The sequence below is a fragment of the Lelliottia sp. CFBP8978 genome, assembly GCF_034046055.2.
GTDB lineage: Bacteria > Pseudomonadota > Gammaproteobacteria > Enterobacterales > Enterobacteriaceae > Enterobacter.
In genome coordinates this window covers 1,987,496-2,008,586 of sequence record NZ_CM188253.1, presented here as the reverse complement: position 1 = coordinate 2,008,586, position 21,091 = coordinate 1,987,496, and the positions used below count along the sequence as shown (strand labels likewise).

Below are 21,091 nucleotides of genomic sequence, written 5' to 3'. Positions count from 1 at the left end.
CCGAGCGCATTAACGCCTGCCGTGAATGCGCTGATTATCTCGAAGGACATCAATCGCCGTTTGCATGGCGATTTTGTTGTCCTGTTTTTTTTGCTTTTCCTGCGTCACCTGCAAATATTCGAGCAGCGTTCGGGTATTGATGGGCCGACCCTGCTTACCGACGGCCAGCACGGCTTCGCCAAGAATAATTTTTACCGGGGGGAGTTGTGCGGGGTACCAGTCCAGGGTGTCTTCTGATTTCATTCTAAATTTCTCACGGAAGGGTATTATATCATAAATCCCTCCGGTTTTCCCTGAAAGCATCCCGCCGGAATCGCAGATAATAATCACATAACCGGATTATTATTAAATAAAGGCGTATAATTATTGTTCATACTTCAGAGAATTAACGTATGTCTTATACCAGCGGTCTGCGACAATTTAAAGAAAGACCGGTACATGTGACCTGCCCTGTTTGCTCGCACATGGCCGATCAGAAAGCGGGGAAAATGCGCAAAGATGCCATTCTGGAATGCCCCGCCTGCGGATTATTATTCCGCCCTTCCGAATGTTGGTGCATTGGAGGCTAATTCAGGTGCGATCACAACGACAGGTGTGGTGAAGCAGACTAACGACATCGCTCTGTTTCGTCACGAGTTACATACTGACAGAGGCAGAGATCATGAGAACCAAAAAAGCGGTTTTTATTGAAGGGCATATCATGGCAAACCGCATGCTCGGCGAGACCAGCCAACCGTTTTGCATCCACAGTGTTATGTTTAATAATGGCAAATGCGCCATCGTGCGCGCCGCATCCGGAGTCTGTTTCAATCCCGGCGAAACGATTGAGCGAAGCGACTGCGAATGGTTTTTCAAAGACCAAAAAATACATCTCCTCCCCTTCCAGTACATCAAAGAAAATGAATCGCAAAGAGAACTGGCTGAATATTAAAAATAATATTTAATCTTTACGTCATCATGACAATAAATGACACGGCAGGCGTCCTTTATTTCTACCCGCGCTCGTACATTGGTGCTGTAATAATGTTGAATCACCGTTCGTTAATTATCATTATGAATAAACGAACGGTGATAAAACAGGCCCCTGCTTATGCACATTAACGATGTCAGTCGCGACGCTGAAGATTGACAGATCATCATCCGGAAACCTGCTCAACCCTCGAGCAGGAAAACTACCCGGATGATTTGAAGCAGACAAACTTCAGTTATCCTTTTCATAACAGCCAGGTTTTGTTGCTGGCGTTTGATTCCCCTTCTCTCGGTGAGGCGACTATGTTGCAAAAAAAAATAGTAGTGTGTCTGTCGTTAGCGTCCGTTCTTTGCGCTCCCGCGTGGGCTATCAATAAAGAGTACCGGCACAAACTGGAGCAATCCGGGTGCACGCAGGTGTCTGAAGCTCAGGGGTGTGATATCAACAAAACGAAAGCGGAAAATGCCAAAGCCGGGTTTGTCAATGACGCCAGCAGCACAGCAGAGAGTGCAAGCCCTTATACCGGCCAGTGGCAGGCCCTGAGCGACAGTGGTGCCACCGTGGCGGATATCAGCATTGATGGACAGGATAACGTGACGATTGACGGTAAGAGCGTTCATGCCAAAAAATCAGATGGCGGACTCCAGTTCAGGCAGGGCAATATTTCCTACACCATCCAGGGTGATCGACGTCTGAAAGATGAAGATGTCTGGCGGGATACCGATGCCGGAACACAGGGGAAAATCATCCAAAAGTAATCCTCGCCCTCCGATTTTTAAGCTAATCAGGCCGGGAGAACCGGATTGAGTGAGCACAGCTTTTCTTCATCATAAGCATCACAGGCTGCAATCCAGAGTCAATCTTAATGGCCAGATATGGGACTCTCCGGCTTGAGAGTCCCACTAAATTCGTGCTAAGAGGCTTATGAAGGGGAGAGATTAATCGAAAACACCGTTGATGATTGCCGTCACAATCGCCGTACTTAAGGCAACAAGTACCAGGTCATCACCCACGGCTCGCCATTCGTAACCCGGGTAATAGGGCAAATCGTTAATCATTGATGCAGGTAATGTTTTTTTAGCAATCCCCGGAGGTAAAGGTTTACCGCGTTCCAGATTTTTTGCGATACCGGGAGGCAGCGCCTGATACCCGACAAGGCCGTAATTCACTGCAAGGGAACGCGCCCGTGAGAAGCTGATATCGGAGTCAACATGGTCTGGTTTGCCATAGTTCTTGCCATTCCCGTGGTCTTCATTCGACTTTCCGTTCCCCTGGCCTTTATTACCCTGACCCTTGTTGCCATGGTCTCCGCTGTTGCCGTGATTACCACTATTACCTTGACTGCTTCCGCCGTTGCCGTGCCCTCCTCCATTGCCGTTACCCGGGTTGGCATAAAGAGGCGCAGTAAGAGTGAGGGAAATAACCGCTGCAAGTGCAGTTGTGAGAGTGCGACGGTTAAACATGATGTTTATTCCTTGAGGTGGGTACACGCTCTCAACATAGGACAAGGCGATAACCTTAACAATCTCATGTTTTCTTATTTTAATGGCGTCCAGAGACGAAATGATTCTGAAAAGTGCTCATGCTCACATTTTATTGAGTTCATAAAAAAAGAGAGAACGAATAATAGTTTATTCATTCATGACTGTATATAAATACAGTATCAGAGATTTATCGGTCAGTGCTGGCCGGTGATGATTCGATAAATCACCCCACGGGGCCACACAACATGGATTAAGGAAAGCCAATGCTCAAAGTTATCGCCGAGGATTTTATTCAACTGCAGGCTGTAGAAACCGTTCTGCCGCTTTACCGTGCGCTGGTAGAGGCAACCAAACGGGAGCCGCTTTGCATTGCCTATGACTTATATATTGATGAGAACGATCCCGGGCATTTTATCTTCATTGAGGAGTGGCCCGATCGCGCGGCGCTGGATCAACATTGCGCAAGCGAGCACTTCAGACGTCTTGTTCCGATGATTAACCAGCATCAGCGAAAGGAGCCCACCTTTATCATGATGAACTCTCTGGATGAGCGGGTCTGACGCTTAATCAGATCAGGGCTTGAAGGTAAAATCGGTTATGTACTGGTCTCCGGCATCGGCAATCGCCTTTGACAGTTTTTTGTAGTAACGCTCCAGGCCGTAATTTTCAATGAGCTGAATTTGGGCACGAACCGGCGCGCAGAACAGCTCCGGATTACCGGCCCCGACTCTTTTACTGTTCGGCGGCAGCTCGGACGAAATCGCCTTAAACCAGGTGCGGACCGCGCTCTTTAATGCGGCCGGGACTTTTGCCACCTCAGCGGTGTCGGTCAACCGTTGTACCGTCGGGAATTGATTAGCCTCGGCGGCTTTTTTCAGCCGAGAAAAAAACTGGCTGAAAAGCTCAAACGAACCCAGATCGGAAACCTTCTGTTTGGTCGAGCCTCGCCTGCGGTTTTCCGGCTTCGATTTTGACGATGCCGATCTGCCGTTAAAATGCCCTTCGTCGAGCTGCAGATCAAATAACAGATTGCAGTGCTCACGACGCTTTTTCACATCGGCGAACATTTCCAGAAAGGTCGAGATGAACTGTGGCGTCACCAGATCGTGGAGTTCATGGTTAACCAGCCACTGTGAACGGGCAAACGCCCCCGGCGTGATAAACCAGTCCGGCGTGTCGGTGAAGATTTTTGACCGGCCTTTACCATCAAACTCGACAAACTCCTTTCCCCCTTCAAAGGCAAAACGGCAGTTCTTCAGGCTGATGATCGTATGGTTCATGATCAAGGCATCTTTGACGAATCTCGCCACCACTGCACTCATGACAAAAGCAGTGTGCTGGTCTTCGCGGATGACATACTTCAGATCCTCTACAGACTTCACGCCTGGCTCAAGGTTATCGAACTCTAAGAAAAGGTGATACATGCCGGTGACTTCCCTGGTTACGCTAACCTGGACAGGATAACACATAATAATAACCGGGTTGTGTATCGCCAGTGCTTGCGGAGTTTACCAAAGGTAAATGATGCTGATTCTTATTACTCACATCACTGACAAAAAATGAATCACTTCAATCACACTACAGACAATAAAAAGACAACACTTAATTATTAATATGCACTGACTTACCATTAAAAAAAGACACTACAAACTCACTAAAATAAAACTTTTACAGTATTTTATTCTGTTTTTGCCCGTCGTGCGCCTGACCGTGTTTGCGCAAATGTTACATCATCCGCACCCCTTATCCAGAGCCACGGCAAGTGAAAAAAGCGTTGTTTTCATTCAGCGTGCATAATCACGCATTTTATTGCATAAAGCGGTGCCAGCATCAGCGTAAAATATTGCCAAACCAAAATAATGCAATTCATTGATCGGATTTACTATTGCTTCCGCTCACGGCAACCCTGTTACGAAGTCGGGTGTGGTAACGGTTACACCGCATGCAATTCTAGATGCTTAATTCGGGTAACAAAGCGCTTTTTCATATTCAATACCGCCGATTTTCATATGAAAATCGCCGTCAGAAACGAGCGTTTTTTTAACGGAAAAATCACAATTCACCTCGCCGCTGGCCAACGTTGACATGTTTTCACTCCTCGCGCATATTTCACAGCACGAATTAACAAGACAACGTTTGGAGGACTTGAGCAATGCCAAGCCGAGATTACCCGGACAAGCGTGTAGCACGCGGTACAGCAAAGGACGCAAACCTGAAGATGTTAAGTGCCAGGATTGAATCAGCACTCGTCGAATATGTCAGAGCCACCGCGTATGAAACGCGACTCAGCAAGCAGGAGATCGTGGCAGAAGCGCTGGAGCTTCACAGAAGAAGCCGACTGGCGGTATCCGCCACGGAATAAGCGTGATTCCTGACCTGTCTCCGCCCGGCCAGTACCGGGCGGAGACACAGGGCGCTACTCAGCCAGTAAATTGAGCTCAGCAAGCACATCGTCCGGCAGTACCAGCTCAGCGGCAGCCAGGTTTTGCTGCAGATGAGCAACGGAGGACGTGCCCGGGATCAGCAGAATATTCGGCGATCGCTTCAGCAACCATGCCAGCGCCACCTGCATCGGCGTCGCGCCCAGGCGATCCGCTACCGCCTGCAGTCCGGAAGATTGCAGCGGCGTGAATCCTCCCAGTGGGAAGAACGGCACATAGGCCATTCCCTGCTCCGCCAGCGTATCAATAAGCGCATCATCGCTGCGGTTAACAATATTGTACATATTCTGTACACACACAATCGAGGCAATGCGCTGCGCCTCAGCCACTTGCGCCGCGGTGACATTACTCAAACCGATGTGTCGCACCAGCCCCTGACGCTGCAATTCCGCCAGAGCGGTTAACGGCGCCTCAATCGATCCCTCCGCAGGACCATGCGCGCTGAACATAATGCGCAAATTCACCACATCCAGGACGTCGAGCTGGAGATTTCGCAGATTATCGTGGACCGCCTGGGTCAATTCATCCGCTGAAAAAGCCGGTAGCCACGATGCATCTTCCCCTCGCCGGGCCCCGATTTTAGTGACAATGGTGAGATCGTCACGGTAGGGATGTAATGCCTCACGAATCAGTCGGTTGGTGACGTGCGGGCCGTAAAAATCACTGGTATCAATATGATTGACTCCAGCCGCAACGGCTTCGCGCAGCACCGCCAGCGCGGCTTCTCGGTCTTTCGGCGGGCCAAATACGCCCGGGCCTGCGAGCTGCATCGCCCCATAACCGAGCCGGTTAACGGAACGGGTGCCTAACGCAAAAGTGCCGCTTTTCTCAATACTGGTCATCTTGGGTTACCTGATTGACTGCTTATCCATTAAGCATGGGTGAAATTAAAGTTTAGCCCTACTACGTCGATAACAATGATGCAACTACTGCACATCAAATGGGCGTCCGTTATGCTGAAAAATCTGCACGTGATTACCGGGATCATTTTTGCTCTCACTATATTCTGCCTGTTGCAAGTCGTCACGGGAGGGTTGTTCTATTCCGCAGTCAGCAACGACCGTCACAACTTTCAAAATTCGGGCAACCTCAACGCACAGCAAGAAAACCTGAGCGACAGCGTCAATACGCTGGTAAAGACCCGCGTCACCGTGACTCGCGTCGCGATTCGTTACCTTAAAAATCAGCGCGATCCGGCTTCGCTTGCCGCCATTAATACGCTGCTGGGCCATGCCAGCGATTCTCTGGGTAAAGCCGAAAAGTACTATAGCGCCTGGCAAGCTATGCCGCCTGTAAAAGGCCAGAGTCAGGAATTGACCACGGAAATGCAAAAAGCGTACAGCCAGATGCATGAGGTCATGCGCTTGTCGATTGAGTACCTGCGCGCCGACAACTATCAGGCCTACGGCGATCTGGATGCGCAGCAGGCACAGGATGCGATGGAAACAGTCTATACCCGCTGGCGCGCAGAAAATAACACCCTGCTGAATGCCGCGGCCAAAGAAAATCAGAGCAGTTTCACCCATATGCAATGGACGCTGGGCACTATTTTCCTGGTGGTGATTGCCGTGCTGGTGGTGTTCTGGCTGGGATTACAGCGTCTGCTGCTGAAACCTCTTCATAGCGTGATGAACCATATTCGCACTATCGCCAGCGGCGACCTCACCCACACGATTGCCATCGACAGTCGTAATGAGATGGGCCAGCTGGCTGCCGGTCTTCACGAGATGCAACGTTCGCTGGTGACAACCGTCAGCGCCGTGCGTGGCAGCACCGACTCGATCTACACCGGCGCAGGAGAGATCGCGGCGGGGAGCAACGATCTCTCTGCGCGTACTGAGCAACAGGCGGCTTCGCTTGAAGAGACCGCTGCCAGCATGGAAGAGCTGACCGCCACGGTCAAACAGAACTCCGACAATGCCCGACAGGCCACTCTGCTGGCAAAAAATGCCTCGGAAACAGCCGACCGCGGGGGGCGCGTAGTGGACAACGTGATCCGCACGATGACCGAAATTGCCGACAGCTCTCAGCAGATTGCCCACATCACCAGTGTGATCGACAGCATCGCTTTCCAGACCAATATTCTGGCGCTGAACGCCGCGGTTGAAGCCGCACGCGCGGGTGAGCAAGGACGTGGATTCGCCGTTGTCGCCGGGGAAGTACGCACCCTGGCAAGCCGTAGTGCGCAGGCAGCCAAAGAGATTAAAGCGCTGATTGAAAACTCGGTCAGCCGGGTAAACACCGGTTCCGGTCAGGTCAGTGAAGCGGGCGCCACCATGAAAGAGATCGTCGCGGCCGTTACGCGCGTCACCGACATCATGGGCGAAATTGCCTCAGCGTCCGATGAACAGAGCCGTGGCATCGAACAGGTTAGTCTGGCCGTGTCGCAAATGGATAGCGTGACTCAGCAAAACGCCGCGCTGGTGCAGGAGTCGGCAACCGCTGCCGCGGCGCTGGAAGATCAGGCGGAGCAGTTGCGCCAGGCCGTCGCCGCATTTCGCCTGAATACCCAGGCGCAAACCCCCGCGACCCGCCCCGCCAGTCTGAAAACGCCGCAGGTCTTACGCCCGGTAGCGGCTTCAGCGAGCGAAGGAAACTGGGAAACCTTTTAATGATGACCATAAAACGCGGGGCGTTCAGGGCCCGCGTTTTAGCATCCGCTCAGCAGAAACGGACGTTGCGGTTAACGGCTTCGCCTGGCGTGCCGTTCCCAGTTTTCGAGTTTAGCGTCATCGGATTTACGCAGCGCGACATAGCAGGCTCCGCTACCGCCATGATGGGGTAGCGCAACACAAAATGCCTGCACCTCGTCAAACTCGGTAAGCCAGCGAGCCAGATAGCTTCGCACGATGTTGGGGTGCGAATTCTGCTCCCGGCCTTTGCCGTGAATCACGATCAGATTGCGCAAACTCTGCTGGCGCGACTGCGCGATAAAGGTAAACAGCATCTGCCGACACTGTTCGACAGGCTGACGCAGGAGGTTCAGGCTGGCCTGACGGGGATATTTACCGCTGCGTAGTTTATCAAAAACGCCCTGCTGGACACCCTCTCGCTGAAAGGCCAGAGGTTCGGCGAGCGGAAGAACATCCAGGAATCCCAGCGTTAAAAAATTATCGAGCTGGGTGGTATCAATGCTCTGGCGGCTCCGTTGATTACGGCTCGGCTGCCAGGTGATATCAACCGGGCGCTTCAGGGGCTGGACATCTTCCATGGCGTCAAGAAAAAGCGATTTGTCGTCTGGTTTCATGGAATTCCTCCGGCTACATCTGAAGCTGTACTATACCCGCCCCAGACGGCGGTCTCAATGACCGGCGATTGCCGCTCCGGCGGGCAATCTGCGTGGAATAAATACAGGCGGACAAGGATAATGACATCCCAAAAAACGTTATTTCATTGAAGCACACTTAAACTAAATTTAACCAGCAATGAAATGCTAAATTTAAGTTAAAAATGAACGTAATCATGCGCTCCGATCACTTTATTTTTCAGGGAAAGGTGTTATAACTAAATAAACCTGCATAACGGAGTCATAAAGCGGGGTACGCAAAAGGATGCATTGCTGTGTGTACTGTAGGGTCTGTCAGATGTCGGCAGGCTCTATTTTTTTAACTTCTTTTCGACGTCATATTCCACTGGTATGCCTTCTGAATTGCGTTATTAATGAGGCCGTCAACGGTGTCTGTCGCGCGTCACGGCGCTGAATTAAATAATATGCCGCTTTCGGCAACTGCTCTTCAACCGGCAGCATGACCAGACGGTGCGCCAGCAGCGGGTCGCAGCCCAGTTCCTGCGGGAGGATACTCAGAAAATCGCTTTGCGCCACAAGGCTGATACACGAGGAAAACGTTTCGCAAACCACGCCGATCTGGGGTATTTGCGAACGGTGCTTAAATATCTCTTCCAGCTGTTTATAATAGCTGCCACGAGGGGTTGGCATGGTCCAGTTATAATGCAAAAGCTCACCGATAGATTTAGCACCTAATGCCGGATGCCCTGCCCGACAAAATATAGCGAAGGGTTTCTCAAAGAGTTTTTCAAAGGTGAATTCGTGATCGAAAGGGCCCTGATAATAGGTATTTATCGTAAAATCCAGCTCGCCCTGACGTAATTCATTAATCATCGACACCAGTTGCCCTTCCATTATACGCACCTTGACCTGCGGATGCTGTTCATGAAAGCGCGTGATCACGGCTGGCATTAGCGTTCGGGCTACGCTGGCCCCCATCCCGATATTAATTTGCCCCGCCAGATGCCCCTGGCGCTGCAGAATATCGTCCTGAGCCGCACGCAACTCTTCCAGGATCAGGCTGGCATGTTGATAAAAACTCTCACCACAATCGGTCAGCGCTACCCCTTTGCTGCGACGCACAAACAGCTGCGCGGCCATCCCCTCTTCCAGCTCTTTAATTGATTTTGTTAACGCCGGTTGCGACAAATTCATCGCACGGCTGGCACCGCGAATACTGCCCTGGCGCGCCACTTCGACAAACGCCCGGATTTGATGAAATTTAACCTGAAATGTCATAGCGCGACCGATAACCGTTGTTTATCAGAGTAAAGAAACTGTCATCTACTTTAATGGATATGGATGTGCGAGGGTAATTCCTGAACGGTTAAAACTGTGAAAAATTGGTTAGTGATAAGTAAAAACTATCACAGCGTGAAGTAGTTCACATATTTTAAGTATGACAGGAAGAGAGATGGATTCACTGGCAAATATCCTTCAAAAATTAACGCCACAATTAACGGCGTGGCGTCGCGATTTTCATCAGTATGCCGAATCCGGCTGGGTGGAGTTTCGCACGGCGGCCAAAGTGGCCGAGATCCTCGACAATCTGGGCTATGAACTGGCAATGGGCCGCGACGTTGTCGATGCCGACAGCCGAATGGGGCTCCCGGACGAGCAAACGCTGGCGGCTGAATTTGCCCGCGCCCGCCAGCAAGGCGCGCCGGAAAAATGGCTCACCGCATTTGAAGGCGGGTTCACCGGCCTCGTCGCCACGCTGAACACCGGTCGCCCGGGCCCGACCCTCGCGTTTCGCGTCGACATGGATGCGCTGGATCTTAGCGAGGCGCTGGATGAAAGCCATCGCCCATTCCGCGAAGGCTTTGCCTCGTGTAATCCAGGGATGATGCACGCCTGCGCTCACGACGGGCATACCACCATCGGCCTGGGTTTAGCGCATATTCTTAAGCACCATGAGTCACAGCTTTGCGGCACGATTAAGCTCATCTTCCAGCCAGCCGAAGAAGGCACGCGCGGCGCACGGGCAATGGTCGCCGCTGGCGCGCTGGATGGCATTGATTATTTCACGGCGATTCACATCGGCACCGGCGTTCCGGCCGGAACCGTGATTTGCGGCAGCGATAACTTTATGGCTACCACCAAATTCGACGTGCACTTTACCGGCGTTGCGGCCCACGCAGGCGGTAAACCGGAGGACGGGCGCAATGCGTTGCTCGCCGCCGCGCAAGCCTCGCTCGCCCTGCACAGCATTGCTTCGCACAGCGAAGGAGCATCACGCGTTAACGTCGGTGTGCTGCAGGCCGGTAGCGGACGAAACGTCGTTCCGGCCAGCGCGCTGATGAAAGTTGAAACCCGCGGCGAAAGCGAAGCGATTAATCAGTACGTTTTCGAGCGCGCCCGGGCCGTTATTGAAGGCGCAGCCACCCTTTACGGAGTCAAAAGCGACATGCGCCTGATGGGGGCCGCCACCTCCAGCTCACCTTCTCCGGCCTGGGTTGACTATCTGCGCGAACAGGCAAGCCAGGTGACGGGCGTTGCGCAGGCGATTGACCGGGTAAAAGCGCCAGCAGGCTCGGAAGATGCCACGCTGATGATGGCGCGAGTTCAGCAAAACGGCGGCCTTGCGTCGTATATGGTGTTTGGCACCGACCTGAGCGCGGGGCATCACAACGAAAAATTCGATTTTGACGAGCAAATCATGGGGGTCGCCATCGAAACGCTGGCCCGTACGGCACTCCATTTTCCGTGGACGCGAGGTGTGTGATGCAGGACATTTATGCTTTTATTGACGACGCCATCGAAACCCGATGTCAGACATTGACCGACATTGCCGATCAAATTTGGGATCATCCCGAAACCCGTTTTGAAGAGTTCTGGTCCGCCGGACGACTGGCTGATGCCCTGGAAGCTGAAGGCTTCACTCTGACGCGCGAAGCGGGCAATATTCCGAATGCGTTTATCGCAAGCTTCGGCAGCGGTCAGCCGGTTATCGCCCTGCTGGGGGAATACGATGCGCTGGCGGGTCTGAGCCAGAAAGCGCACTGCGCGACACCTCAGACGGACACCCCCGAGGCCAACGGTCATGGCTGTGGCCATAATCTGCTTGGCACGGCGGCCCTTGCCGGGGCCGTCGCCGTCAAAAGCTGGCTCGAGCAGCATGGCGGAAGTGGAACCGTTCGCTTCTATGGCTGCCCCGGCGAAGAAGGGGGTTCCGGTAAAACCTTTATGGTGCGCGAGGGATTATTTGACGATGTGGATGCGGCAGTGACCTGGCATCCTGAGGCTTTTGCCGGCATGTTTAACGTCAGCACGCTGGCAAATATTCAGGCGGCATGGCGCTTTCACGGCACGGCGGCGCATGCGGCAAACTCGCCGCATCTGGGCCGCAGCGCGCTGGATGCCGTCACACTGATGACTACCGGCACTAATTTTCTGAATGAGCACATCATTGAGAAAGCCCGCGTCCATTACGCGATTACCCAAACTGGCGGGATCTCGCCGAACGTGGTGCAGGCCCAGGCAGAGGTGCTGTATCTGATCCGCGCGCCGGAGATGGCCGATGCCCAACAAATTTACGAGCGGATCGAAAAAGTCGCCCAGGGTGCGGCGCTGATGACGGAAACCACCGTCGAATGCCGTTTTGATAAAGCCTGCTCCAGCTATTTGCCCAATCGCACGCTTGAAGCGGCCATGTACAGCGCGCTACAACACTACGGCACGCCAGCATGGACGGAAGAAGAACGCGCTTTCGCCCGTGAGATCCGCGCCACACTCACCGCCAACGATCTGCAAAACAGCCTGAAAAATATCGCCGCCACGGGCGCTGAAGAAGGCAAAGCTTTTGCCCGTCGGAATCAGGAGACGCTGCTGGTGGACGAAGTTGCGCCCTACGCCATCACCGATAACGTGCTGGCGGGATCGACGGACGTGGGAGATGTGAGCTGGAAAATGCCGGTCGCCCAGTGCTTCAGCCCCTGCTTTGCCGTCGGTACGCCGTTGCATACCTGGCAGCTGGTGGCGCAGGGACGGACCTCCATCGCACATAAAGGCATGCTGCTGGCCGGAAAAGTGATGGGCGCCACCGCGTTAAACCTGCTACGGGATCCCGCGCTGCTGCAGGCCTGCCGGGAAGAATTTGCACAACAGATCGCAGAAAGACCGTACGAGTGTCCGATCCCCCATAACGTGACGCCGTCACCTTTAAAATAATAAAACACGCAAACAACAACACAACAGTCCCGAGGAACGCCCATGAGTATGTCTTCCATACCTTCGCATTCCCCATCCGGTAAGCTCTATGGCTGGGTTGAAAGGATCGGTAATAAAGTGCCGCACCCTTTCCTGCTTTTTATCTATTTGATCGTCATTTTGATGGTGGCCACTGCCGTGCTGTCCGCTTTTGAGGTCAGTGTGCGCAGTCCGGCAGATGGCAGTATGGTGGCGGTGAAAAACCTGCTGAGCGTTGAGGGGCTGCACTGGTTTTTACCCAATGTGATTAAAAACTTCAGCGGTTTTGCTCCACTCGGGGCGATTCTGGCGCTGGTGCTCGGTGCCGGTCTGGCCGAACGCGTTGGACTCCTCCCTGCGCTGATGGTGAAGATGGCATCCGTTGTGAGCGCCCGTTACGCCAGTTATATGGTGCTGTTTATCGCGTTCTTCAGCCATATCTCCTCTGACGCGGCGCTGGTGATTATGCCGCCAATGGGAGCGCTGATCTTCCTCGCGGTGGGTCGCCATCCGGTGGCCGGTTTGCTTGCCGCTATCGCCGGTGTCGGCTGTGGCTTTACCGCCAATCTGCTGATCGTGACCACCGACGTGCTGCTTTCAGGGATCAGCACCGAGGCGGCGAAAACCATTGACGCCGCTATGCACGTCAGCGTGATCGACAACTGGTACTTTATGGCCTGCTCCGTGGTTGTGCTGACGATCGTCGGTGGCCTGATTACCGATAAAATCGTCGAACCGCGCCTGGGAAAATGGGAAGGCCGCAGTGACGAAAAACTGCAGACGCTGGGCAAAGAGCAGCGTTACGGTTTGCGCGTGGCCGGGATTGTCTCAGTGCTGTTTATTGCGGTCGTTGCGCTGATGGTCGTTCCTGAAAACGGCGTGCTGCGCGATCCGGTGAAACATACCGTGTTGCCATCGCCGTTTATCCAGGGGATTGTGCCGCTGATTATCCTGTTCTTTTTTGTCGTCTCGCTCGCCTACGGTATCGCAACGGGCAAAATCCGCCGTCAGGGCGATCTGCCGCAGTTGATGATCGAACCGATGAAAGAGATGGCCGGATTTATCGTGATGGTCTTCCCGCTGGCGCAGTTCGTGGCCATGTTTAACTGGAGCAACATGGGCAAGTTTATGGCTGTCGGTTTGACCGATATTCTGGAAACTGCCGGGTTAAGCGGTATTCCGGCCTTTGTCGGGCTGGCGTTGCTGTCATCATTGCTGTGTATGTTTATCGCCAGCGGTTCTGCTATCTGGTCTATTCTGGCTCCCATCTTTGTGCCGATGTTTATGCTGCTCGGCTTTCATCCGGCGTTTGCACAGATCCTGTTCCGCGTGGCGGATTCCTCTGTCATTCCCCTCGCCCCGGTGTCGCCGTTTGTTCCGCTGTTTCTGGGCTTCCTGCAGCGCTATAAACCGGAAGCGAAGCTGGGTACCTACTATTCGCTGGTGCTGCCGTATCCGCTTATCTTTTTAGGGGTATGGTTGATGATGTTGGTGGCATGGTATCTTGTCGGTCTGCCAATTGGACCGGGGATTTACCCACGGCTGAATTAAGGGACAAAGGATGCTGAGATTACTTGAAGATAAGATTGCCACGCCGCTTGGCCCGCTGTGGGTGATCGCCGATGAGCAGTTCAATCTGCGGGCTGTGGAGTGGGAAGAGCACAGCGACCGAATGGTTGAATTGCTCAATATCCACTATCGCGAGGGTTACGAGCGCATTAGCGCCACCAATCCGGGCGGTTTAAGCGAGAAGCTTGCCGCCTACTTCGAGGGCAATCTCAGCATTATTGACACGTTGCCAACCGCGACCGCAGGCACCGCCTTCCAGCGCGAAGTGTGGCAGGCGCTGCGGGCCATCCCTTGCGGGCACGTCATGCACTATGGTCAGCTTGCCGAACAGCTAGGCCGTGCCGGAGCCGCTCGCGCCGTGGGGGCGGCAAACGGCTCCAATCCGGTCAGTATTGTAGTGCCCTGTCATCGCGTGATTGGGCGCAACGGCACCATGACCGGCTATGCCGGTGGGGTTCAGCGTAAAGAGTGGTTACTGCGTCACGAAGGCTATTTATTGCTGTAGCGACCAGGCTTTTAGTGCTTAATTTTCTATGATTTAGGTCATTATTCCACAATCAAACTGTGGAATTTCAAGAAGATGGCGACACATTGTCGCCACTTGTCCTTATTGATGGTTTACCAGACTTACGTCTACTCCAAAAAGATGTTAAAATTGACCAATATCAATTAAGGCTTGAGCAAACCTATGATCCCGGAAAAGCGAATTATACGACGCATTCAGTCTGGCGGTTGTGCTATCCATTGCCAGGATTGCAGCATTAGCCAGCTCTGTATCCCTTTTACCCTGAATGAGCATGAGCTTGATCAGCTTGATAATATCATCGAGCGTAAAAAGCCTATTCAGAAGGGACAGACGCTGTTTAAAGCGGGAGACGAACTGAAATCGCTCTATGCTATCCGTTCTGGCACGATTAAAAGCTATACCATCACCGAACAAGGCGATGAACAGATCACTGGCTTCCATCTGGCGGGCGATCTGGTGGGCTTTGACGCTATCGGCACTGGCCACCACCCGAGCTTTGCTCAGGCGCTGGAAACCTCTATGGTTTGCGAAATTCCGTTTGAAACTCTCGACGATCTGTCCGGCAAAATGCCGAATCTGCGCCAGCAGATGATGCGTCTGATGAGCGGTGAGATTAAAGGCGATCAGGACATGATTCTGCTGCTTTCCAAAAAGAATGCAGAAGAGCGTCTGGCCGCGTTTATCTATAACCTGTCTCGTCGTTTTGCCGAACGGGGTTTCTCTCCGCGTGAATTCCGCCTGACCATGACGCGTGGTGATATCGGTAACTACCTGGGCCTGACGGTGGAAACCATCAGCCGCCTGCTGGGTCGTTTCCAGAAAAGTGGCATGTTAGCGGTGAAAGGCAAATACATCACCATCGAAAATGGTGAAGCCCTGGCGGTTCTCGCCGGTCACTCCCGTAACGTCGCCTGACCCCTCGCTTTTCTTCTGCCAGGTCAGTAAATTTTTAAGATTTATTGATCTGGCAAAACCTTCTCCCCTGTTTCATTCAACGTATATAGGTTACTCTTTTAATTACAGACTGAGGTGACAGTTGTAAGGAGACCTGTATGGCAAAGTATCAAAACATGCTGGTGGCCATCGATCCTAATCAGGACGATCAACCTGCATTACGGCGAGCTGTATATTTACATCAACGGATTGGCGGCAAAATCAAAGCGTTTTTGCCGATCTATGACTTCTCATACGAGATGACCACCCTTCTGTCGCCTGATGAGCGCACCGCTATGCGTCAGGGCGTGATCAGCCAACGGACCGCGTGGATCCGCGAGCAGGCAAAATATTATATTGATGCGGGCATCCCCATTGATATCAAAGTGGTGTGGCATAACCGTCCTTTTGAAGCCATCATCCAGGAAGTGATCGGCGAAAAACACGATCTGCTGCTGAAGATGGCGCATCAGCACGACAAACTGGAAGCGGTGATCTTCACGCCAACCGACTGGCACTTGTTACGCAAATGTCCGTGTCCGGTCTGGATGGTGAAAGACCAGCCCTGGCCGGAAGGCGGTAAAGCGGTGGTTGCCGTTAACCTCGCCAGTGAAGAGGATTACCACAACGCCCTCAATGAAAAGCTGGTGAAAGAGACGATCCAACTTGCCGAACAGGTTAACCATACCGAGGTGCATCTGGTCGGGGCCTATCCCGTCACACCCATCAATATTGCTATCGAACTGCCTGAGTTTGACCCGAGCGTTTACAACGATGCGATTCGGGGTCAGCATCTGCTGGCGATGAAAGCACTGCGCCAGAAATTTGGCATTGATGAGAAAATGACCCACGTAGAAAAAGGACTGCCTGAAGAGGTTATTCCTGATCTCACTGAGCATTTGCAGGCGGGGATTGTGGTGCTTGGCACGGTGGGCCGGACCGGTATTTCGGCGGCCTTCCTCGGCAATACGGCTGAACAGGTGATTGATCATCTGCGCTGCGACCTACTGGTGATTAAACCGGATCAGTATCAAACGCCCGTTGAACTGGATGACGAAGAAGACGATTAAACGTCGTCACCCAGCCATAAAAAAAGCCGCCCTCTCAGGCGGCTTTTTCACATCTGACGCATTACAACGCTTTCAGAATCGCATCCACGCTGGCTTTGGCATCGCCAAACAGCATATGGGTGTTCTCTTTGAAGAACAGCGGGTTCTGGACGCCGGCATAGCCAGTATTCATTGAGCGTTTAAAGACGATCACATTCTGCGCCTTCCACACTTCGAGAACCGGCATTCCCGCAATCGGGCTGCCCGGATCGTCCTGTGCGGCCGGGTTAACGGTATCGTTCGCACCAATGACCAGCACCGTGTCGGTATCGGCGAAATCGTCATTGATCTCGTCCATTTCCAGCACGATATCGTATGGCACTTTCGCTTCAGCCAGCAGGACGTTCATGTGGCCCGGCAGACGCCCTGCAACAGGGTGAATACCAAAGCGCACTTTGATGCCACGCGCACGGAGTTTCTCGGTAATTTCAGCGACCGGATACTGCGCCTGCGCCACCGCCATACCGTAGCCCGGGGTGATGATCACCGTATGCGAGTTTTTCAGCATATCAGCCGTATCTTCTGCAGTGATCTCACGGTGTTCACCGACTTCTTCATCACCGCTGGACGCCGCGCCGTCGGTACCAAACCCGCCGGCAATCACGCTGAAGAACGAACGGTTCATCGCCTTACACATGATGTATGACAGGATAGCACCCGACGACCCCACCAGCGCACCGGTGACAATCAGCAGATCGTTGCTCAGCATGAAGCCCGCCGCTGCCGCTGCCCAACCTGAATAGGAGTTCAGCATCGACACGACGACCGGCATATCAGCACCACCGATAGACGCCACCAGATGCCAGCCAAACGCCAGCGCAATGATCGTCATCACCAGCAGCGCCAGCACTTGCATGCCGGTGCTTTCGGTGCGCACAAACACCATCAGCAGCAGGAAAGAGACCACCAGCGCCGCCAGGTTCATTTTGTGACGATTCGGCAGCATCAGCGGCTTAGAGGAGATTTTGCCGCGCAGCTTGCCAAAGGCAACGATAGATCCCGTGAACGTTACCGCCCCGATGAAGATCCCAAGGAACACTTCGGTCAAATGGATATTAACCAGAATCGGCTCCATGCCGGGTTCGTGGTACAGATAGCTGTTAAAGCCCACCAGCACCGCCGCCAGACCCACAAAGCTGTGCAGAATAGCCACCAGCTCCGGCATCTCCGTCATCTCTACGCGCTTCGCCAGACGAATACCGATTGCGCCACCGATGATCATCGCCACCAGAATCCACGCCACGTTGCCGGTATCCGGCCCAAAAATAGTGGCAATCAGCGCAATCGCCATCCCCGCGATACCGAAATGGTTCCCGCGTTGTGACGTTTCGTGTTTGGAAAGCCCCGCCAGACTACAAATAAACAGGATTGCGGCAACAATGTATGCAGCTGTTACTAATCCTCCAGACATATGCTACCCCTTAGCCTTTACGAAACATTTTCAGCATGCGCTGAGTCACGGTGAAACCACCGAAAATATTGATACTGGCGATGAGCACCGCGATAAAGCTCAGGAAGCTAATCCAGCCGCCGTGACCAATCTGCAGCAACGCCCCTACCACAATGATCCCTGAAATGGCGTTCGTCACCGACATCAGCGGCGTATGCAGCGCGTGAGAGACGTTCCACACCACGTAGTAACCGACGACGCAGGAGAGCGCAAAGACGGTGAAATGGCCGAGGAACTCTTTAGGTGCCACGTCAGCCAGCCAGCCGAACAGAATAATCACCAACGCCATCAGCGCGTATTTGCGCCACGGGGAAACGGGTGTAGGCGGTTCTTTTGGTGCAGGAGCAGCTTTAGCGGCTGCCTGCGGCTGCGCAGAAACCTGAATCGGCGGCGCAGGCCAGGTGATCTCGCCGTCGCGAACCACAGTCACGCCGCGCACCACCACATCATCAAAATCAACGGTGATGTTACCGTCTTTCTCTTTGCAGAGCAGTTTCAGCAGGTTAACGAGGTTGGTTCCGTACAGCTGGGAGGATTGCGTCGGCAAACGGCCCGGCAGATCGGTATAGCCAATGATCTTCACGCCGTTTGCCGTCGTCATGACTTCGTTCGGGACGGTGTATTCGCAGTTCCCGCCGTTTTGTGACGCCAAATCGACAATCACGCTCCCCGCTTTCATCGAGTCGACCATTTCACGGGTGATCAGCTTCGGCGCGGGTTTGCCAGGAATCAGCGCGGTGGTGACGATGATATCGACCTCTTTTGCCTGCGTGGCAAAGAGTTCCATTTCCGCCTTGATGAACGCTTCGGACATCACCTTCGCGTAGCCATCACCACTGCCCGCTTCTTCTTTGAAATCCAGCTCAAGGAACTCGGCGCCCATACTCTGCACCTGCTCTTTGACTTCTGGACGCGTATCGAACGCCCGCACGATAGCCCCAAGGCTGTTCGCCGCGCCGATGGCCGCAAGACCGGCAACACCGGCCCCAATCACCATCACTTTTGCCGGTGGGACTTTCCCCGCCGCCGTGATTTGACCGGTAAAGAAGCGGCCAAACTCGTGGGCGGCCTCAACGATGGCGCGATAGCCCGCAATGTTAGCCATTGAACTTAACGCATCCAGCGACTGGGCACGCGAAATACGCGGCACCGAATCCATCGCCATCACCGTGACGCCGCGCGCGGCCAGCTTCTCCATCAGCTGCGGATTCTGTGCCGGCCAGACAAAGCTCACCAGCGTCGTGCCGGGATTCAGCAGCGCAATTTCGCTCTCTTCTGGCGCATTCACCTTCAGAATGACAGGCGATTGCCATATCTCCGCCCCGTCCACCACTTCAGCGCCAGCCTGAATAAATGCCTCGTCATCAAAGCTCGCCAGTTTGCCCGCGCCGCTTTCAATCGCGACGGTAAAACCCAGTTTCAGCAGCTGCTCGACCGTTTTCGGCGTTGCGGCTACGCGGGTTTCATTGGCTAACCGTTCTTTTGGTACCCCAATACGCATAGTTTTCCCTTCCATCGGTTCTTGATGATGGTTTGTCGATAAATGACCGCGATTTGCATGAGTTGTCGCCAATTCGATAGCTCTGCGGGATGAATAACCACGGAAAATAAAACAGTAACAAACTTTCTATAACCTACTGAAAATAGCGCCTGTGATCCACAGCAAGAAAACACTATTTCTGACTTTATCTGTGAAAAATAAGTGATCACCGTCTCTGACAGCGATATTTACCTTAATTTCATCGCCAGGGCCGATAAATAGCTCAAGCGAAGCGGTAAAACATGATATAGCCCCATACGAGAACAACTCATTAACATTAAATTAACTTGTAAAAGTCATATACTTCATCAGTTTTACTGTTCAAACGCGTGTTTACTCAACATATCACTAAATGTTATCGGATTTGATCCTGACGGGAGCACAGTCAGTAAAAAATGGCGCAGACAGCAACGGGTTTTAAATGCCATAATCGGCGACGATTTCAAATTAACAACAACACCAGTACCTGGTTTGCGCAAGGCGAAGGATTATTTTATGAAGCTTAAGAACACTCTCCTGGCGTCCGCACTCCTTTCTGCGATCGCCCTGTCCGCTCACGCTGCGACAGAGTTAACGCCGGAGCAAGCGGCAGCGTTGAAACCTTACGATCGTGTCACCATCACGGGTCGTTTTAACGCCATTGGTGACGGGGTGCAGGCTGCCTCTCGTCGTGCTGATAAAGAAGGCGCTGCCTCTTTTTACGTCGTTGATACCTCTGATTATGGCAGTGGTGGCAACTTACGCATTGTGGCCGATTTATATAAAGAAGACGCGCCGAAAGCTACTGCCCCAAAAAATCGCGTTATCAATGGCGTGATGGAGTTGCCTAAAGACCAGGCCATTGCACTGGAGCCGTTCGACACTGTCACCATTCAGGGCTTTTACCGCAGCCAGCCAGAAGTGAATGACGCCATCACCAAAGCCGCGAAAGAAAAAGGTGCAGCCTCTTTCTACATCGTGCGTCAGATCGACGCCAACCAGGGTGGCAACCAGCGTATTACCGCATTCATCTATAAAGCGGATGCCAAAAAACGCGTTCTGCAAAGCCCGGACGTGATCCCGGCAGATTCTGAAGCGGGCCGCGCAGCTATCGCTAAAGGCGGTGAAGAAGCGAAGAAAGTCGAAATTCCAGGCGTTGCCACGACAGCAACACCCAGCGCTGAAGTCGGTCGTTTCTTTGAAACGCAAACCACTAAAGGCGGTCGTTACACAGTCACCCTGCCGGACGGCACAAAAATTGAAGAGTTGAACAAAGCCACTGCCGCGCAGATGGTGCCTTTCGACAGCGTTAAATTCACCGGTAACTACGGCAACATGACCGAAGTGTCTTACCAGGTGGCGAAACGCGCGCAGAAGAAAGGCGCGAAGTATTACCACATCACCCGCCAGTGGCAGGAACGTGGTAACAACATGACCATCAGTGCTGACCTGTATAAATAACAAAACGGGTTAACCAAAGGCGGCGCAATGCCGCCTTTTTTGTAACTTTTAATTGAATTTCTGCCTCACGTCATTGCATGCATTCAAGACACTCCGTAAAATCCCGCGCCTTAGTGTGATCCACCATTTTTATGCGCTTGTGCGAAATAATTATT

The 21,091-nt window shown here is 53.0% G+C and carries 22 protein-coding genes; 13 read left to right on the top strand and 9 right to left on the bottom strand.

The genetic code is table 11. The features are described 5' to 3' along the window. Positions 1-9: 9 nt before the first annotated feature. Complete coding sequence (locus SOM82_RS09450) at positions 10-243, bottom strand: YnaE/YdfK family cold shock protein (protein ID WP_154125321.1); 234 nt, start codon at positions 241-243, stop codon at positions 10-12. A gap of 149 nt (positions 244-392) precedes the next feature. Here SOM82_RS09450 and SOM82_RS09445 point away from each other — a divergent pair, with 149 nt between their 5' ends. The 3 genes from SOM82_RS09445 (at position 393) to SOM82_RS09435 (ending at position 1,728) form a co-directional block, all read left to right on the top strand. Continuing rightward, the gene (locus tag SOM82_RS09445; RefSeq protein WP_414672101.1) at positions 393-569 is read left to right on the top strand and encodes a YnfU family zinc-binding protein; all 177 of its coding nucleotides are present in this window, start codon (positions 393-395) and stop codon (positions 567-569) included. A 92-nt stretch (positions 570-661) separates the two neighbouring features. Beyond that, positions 662-931, top strand: a complete 270-nt coding sequence (locus SOM82_RS09440; RefSeq protein ID WP_320459386.1) for a hypothetical protein — start codon at positions 662-664, stop codon at positions 929-931. Positions 932-1,386: 455 nt separating this feature from the next. After that, positions 1,387-1,728, top strand: coding sequence for a hypothetical protein (locus SOM82_RS09435; RefSeq protein WP_320459385.1), 342 nt, complete (start codon positions 1,387-1,389; stop codon positions 1,726-1,728). A gap of 180 nt (positions 1,729-1,908) precedes the next feature. On the opposite strand, the gene SOM82_RS09430 is transcribed toward SOM82_RS09435, so the two are convergent. Next, on the bottom strand, positions 1,909-2,433 hold the full coding sequence (locus SOM82_RS09430) for an anti-virulence regulator CigR family protein (RefSeq protein WP_320459384.1): 525 nt from the start codon (positions 2,431-2,433) through the stop codon (positions 1,909-1,911). 284 nt (positions 2,434-2,717) lie between these two features. Here SOM82_RS09430 and SOM82_RS09425 point away from each other — a divergent pair, with 284 nt between their 5' ends. Continuing rightward, positions 2,718-3,014 (top strand): putative quinol monooxygenase, encoded by a 297-nt coding sequence (locus tag SOM82_RS09425; protein ID WP_154125312.1) that lies wholly within the window; start codon positions 2,718-2,720, stop codon positions 3,012-3,014. Between the two features lie 12 nt (positions 3,015-3,026). Here the strand turns inward: SOM82_RS09425 and SOM82_RS09420 are convergent, their stop codons facing one another. Both SOM82_RS09420 and SOM82_RS09415 read right to left on the bottom strand, forming a co-directional pair. Further along, positions 3,027-3,878 (bottom strand): hypothetical protein, encoded by an 852-nt coding sequence (locus SOM82_RS09420; RefSeq protein ID WP_320459383.1) that lies wholly within the window; start codon positions 3,876-3,878, stop codon positions 3,027-3,029. A 534-nt stretch (positions 3,879-4,412) separates the two neighbouring features. Beyond that, positions 4,413-4,541 carry a hypothetical protein gene (locus SOM82_RS09415; protein WP_320459382.1) on the bottom strand — a complete coding sequence of 43 codons (129 nt, stop codon included), beginning with the start codon at positions 4,539-4,541 and terminating at the stop codon, positions 4,413-4,415. A gap of 131 nt (positions 4,542-4,672) precedes the next feature. On the opposite strand from SOM82_RS09415, the gene SOM82_RS09410 reads away from it, so the two are divergent. Further along, positions 4,673-4,816 (top strand): hypothetical protein, encoded by a 144-nt coding sequence (locus tag SOM82_RS09410; RefSeq protein ID WP_414672100.1) that lies wholly within the window; start codon positions 4,673-4,675, stop codon positions 4,814-4,816. Positions 4,817-4,870: 54 nt separating this feature from the next. Here the strand turns inward: SOM82_RS09410 and SOM82_RS09405 are convergent, their stop codons facing one another. Then, positions 4,871-5,737: an aldo/keto reductase family oxidoreductase gene (locus SOM82_RS09405; RefSeq protein ID WP_320459381.1), complete on the bottom strand. Its 867-nt coding sequence runs from the start codon at positions 5,735-5,737 to the stop codon at positions 4,871-4,873. A 111-nt stretch (positions 5,738-5,848) separates the two neighbouring features. On the opposite strand from SOM82_RS09405, the gene tcp reads away from it, so the two are divergent. After that, entirely contained in the window at positions 5,849-7,507 is a 1,659-nt protein-coding gene (gene tcp, locus SOM82_RS09400) for a methyl-accepting chemotaxis citrate transducer (protein WP_320459380.1), read from the top strand. Positions 7,508-7,578: 71 nt separating this feature from the next. Here tcp and smrA read toward each other — a convergent pair whose 3' ends face one another. Together smrA and SOM82_RS09390 are read right to left on the bottom strand one after the other, a co-directional pair. After that, positions 7,579-8,142, bottom strand: coding sequence for a DNA endonuclease SmrA (gene smrA / locus SOM82_RS09395; RefSeq protein ID WP_320459379.1), 564 nt, complete (start codon positions 8,140-8,142; stop codon positions 7,579-7,581). A gap of 375 nt (positions 8,143-8,517) precedes the next feature. Further along, positions 8,518-9,420: a LysR family transcriptional regulator gene (locus SOM82_RS09390; protein WP_320459378.1), complete on the bottom strand. Its 903-nt coding sequence runs from the start codon at positions 9,418-9,420 to the stop codon at positions 8,518-8,520. Positions 9,421-9,595: 175 nt separating this feature from the next. Here SOM82_RS09390 and SOM82_RS09385 point away from each other — a divergent pair, with 175 nt between their 5' ends. From SOM82_RS09385 to uspE, 6 genes are all read left to right on the top strand, one after another. Continuing rightward, complete coding sequence (locus SOM82_RS09385; RefSeq protein WP_320459377.1) at positions 9,596-10,906, top strand: M20 family metallo-hydrolase; 1,311 nt, start codon at positions 9,596-9,598, stop codon at positions 10,904-10,906. Then, positions 10,906-12,351, top strand: coding sequence for a M20 family metallopeptidase (locus SOM82_RS09380; protein WP_320459376.1), 1,446 nt, complete (start codon positions 10,906-10,908; stop codon positions 12,349-12,351). Before SOM82_RS09385 ends, SOM82_RS09380 begins: the two co-directional genes overlap by 1 nt. A gap of 42 nt (positions 12,352-12,393) precedes the next feature. Continuing rightward, on the top strand, positions 12,394-13,920 hold the full coding sequence (abgT, locus tag SOM82_RS09375) for a p-aminobenzoyl-glutamate transporter (RefSeq protein WP_320459375.1): 1,527 nt from the start codon (positions 12,394-12,396) through the stop codon (positions 13,918-13,920). 10 nt (positions 13,921-13,930) lie between these two features. Continuing rightward, complete coding sequence (gene ogt / locus SOM82_RS09370) at positions 13,931-14,443, top strand: methylated-DNA--[protein]-cysteine S-methyltransferase (RefSeq protein WP_154125302.1); 513 nt, start codon at positions 13,931-13,933, stop codon at positions 14,441-14,443. A gap of 183 nt (positions 14,444-14,626) precedes the next feature. Continuing rightward, entirely contained in the window at positions 14,627-15,379 is a 753-nt protein-coding gene (gene fnr / locus SOM82_RS09365; protein ID WP_014070017.1) for a fumarate/nitrate reduction transcriptional regulator Fnr, read from the top strand. Positions 15,380-15,516: 137 nt separating this feature from the next. Further along, the gene (gene uspE, locus SOM82_RS09360; RefSeq protein ID WP_154125301.1) at positions 15,517-16,467 is read left to right on the top strand and encodes a universal stress protein UspE; all 951 of its coding nucleotides are present in this window, start codon (positions 15,517-15,519) and stop codon (positions 16,465-16,467) included. A 61-nt stretch (positions 16,468-16,528) separates the two neighbouring features. Here uspE and pntB read toward each other — a convergent pair whose 3' ends face one another. After that, a complete protein-coding gene (pntB, locus tag SOM82_RS09355; protein ID WP_154125300.1) occupies positions 16,529-17,917 on the bottom strand; it encodes a Re/Si-specific NAD(P)(+) transhydrogenase subunit beta in 1,389 nt (462 codons plus the stop codon). A 10-nt stretch (positions 17,918-17,927) separates the two neighbouring features. Further along, positions 17,928-19,457: a Re/Si-specific NAD(P)(+) transhydrogenase subunit alpha gene (gene pntA / locus SOM82_RS09350; RefSeq protein WP_320459374.1), complete on the bottom strand. Its 1,530-nt coding sequence runs from the start codon at positions 19,455-19,457 to the stop codon at positions 17,928-17,930. A 534-nt stretch (positions 19,458-19,991) separates the two neighbouring features. Between pntA and ydgH the strand changes: the two genes are divergently transcribed. Next, entirely contained in the window at positions 19,992-20,936 is a 945-nt protein-coding gene (gene ydgH, locus SOM82_RS09345) for a DUF1471 family protein YdgH (protein ID WP_154125298.1), read from the top strand. Positions 20,937-21,091 lie beyond the last annotated feature (155 nt).

What these genes read in the sequence shown, in the direction of transcription:
- ogt (WP_154125302.1), top strand. Translation starts at nt 13,931, where the DNA reads ATGCTGAGATTACTTGAAGATAAGATTGCCACGCCGCTTGGCCCGCTG.
- SOM82_RS09425 (WP_154125312.1), top strand. Translation starts at nt 2,718, where the DNA reads ATGCTCAAAGTTATCGCCGAGGATTTTATTCAACTGCAGGCTGTAGAA.
- SOM82_RS09410 (WP_414672100.1), top strand. Translation starts at nt 4,673, where the DNA reads ATGTTAAGTGCCAGGATTGAATCAGCACTCGTCGAATATGTCAGAGCC.
- SOM82_RS09390 (WP_320459378.1), bottom strand. Translation starts at nt 9,420, where the DNA reads ATGACATTTCAGGTTAAATTTCATCAAATCCGGGCGTTTGTCGAAGTG.
- pntA (WP_320459374.1), bottom strand. Translation starts at nt 19,457, where the DNA reads ATGCGTATTGGGGTACCAAAAGAACGGTTAGCCAATGAAACCCGCGTA.
- fnr (WP_014070017.1), top strand. Translation starts at nt 14,627, where the DNA reads ATGATCCCGGAAAAGCGAATTATACGACGCATTCAGTCTGGCGGTTGT.
- SOM82_RS09430 (WP_320459384.1), bottom strand. Translation starts at nt 2,433, where the DNA reads ATGTTTAACCGTCGCACTCTCACAACTGCACTTGCAGCGGTTATTTCC.
- ydgH (WP_154125298.1), top strand. Translation starts at nt 19,992, where the DNA reads ATGAAGCTTAAGAACACTCTCCTGGCGTCCGCACTCCTTTCTGCGATC.
- SOM82_RS09420 (WP_320459383.1), bottom strand. Translation starts at nt 3,878, where the DNA reads ATGTATCACCTTTTCTTAGAGTTCGATAACCTTGAGCCAGGCGTGAAG.
- tcp (WP_320459380.1), top strand. Translation starts at nt 5,849, where the DNA reads ATGCTGAAAAATCTGCACGTGATTACCGGGATCATTTTTGCTCTCACT.
- SOM82_RS09385 (WP_320459377.1), top strand. Translation starts at nt 9,596, where the DNA reads ATGGATTCACTGGCAAATATCCTTCAAAAATTAACGCCACAATTAACG.
- SOM82_RS09445 (WP_414672101.1), top strand. Translation starts at nt 393, where the DNA reads ATGTCTTATACCAGCGGTCTGCGACAATTTAAAGAAAGACCGGTACAT.
- SOM82_RS09450 (WP_154125321.1), bottom strand. Translation starts at nt 243, where the DNA reads ATGAAATCAGAAGACACCCTGGACTGGTACCCCGCACAACTCCCCCCG.
- uspE (WP_154125301.1), top strand. Translation starts at nt 15,517, where the DNA reads ATGGCAAAGTATCAAAACATGCTGGTGGCCATCGATCCTAATCAGGAC.
- SOM82_RS09440 (WP_320459386.1), top strand. Translation starts at nt 662, where the DNA reads ATGAGAACCAAAAAAGCGGTTTTTATTGAAGGGCATATCATGGCAAAC.
- SOM82_RS09405 (WP_320459381.1), bottom strand. Translation starts at nt 5,737, where the DNA reads ATGACCAGTATTGAGAAAAGCGGCACTTTTGCGTTAGGCACCCGTTCC.
- SOM82_RS09380 (WP_320459376.1), top strand. Translation starts at nt 10,906, where the DNA reads ATGCAGGACATTTATGCTTTTATTGACGACGCCATCGAAACCCGATGT.
- abgT (WP_320459375.1), top strand. Translation starts at nt 12,394, where the DNA reads ATGAGTATGTCTTCCATACCTTCGCATTCCCCATCCGGTAAGCTCTAT.
- SOM82_RS09415 (WP_320459382.1), bottom strand. Translation starts at nt 4,541, where the DNA reads ATGTCAACGTTGGCCAGCGGCGAGGTGAATTGTGATTTTTCCGTTAAA.
- smrA (WP_320459379.1), bottom strand. Translation starts at nt 8,142, where the DNA reads ATGAAACCAGACGACAAATCGCTTTTTCTTGACGCCATGGAAGATGTC.
- pntB (WP_154125300.1), bottom strand. Translation starts at nt 17,917, where the DNA reads ATGTCTGGAGGATTAGTAACAGCTGCATACATTGTTGCCGCAATCCTG.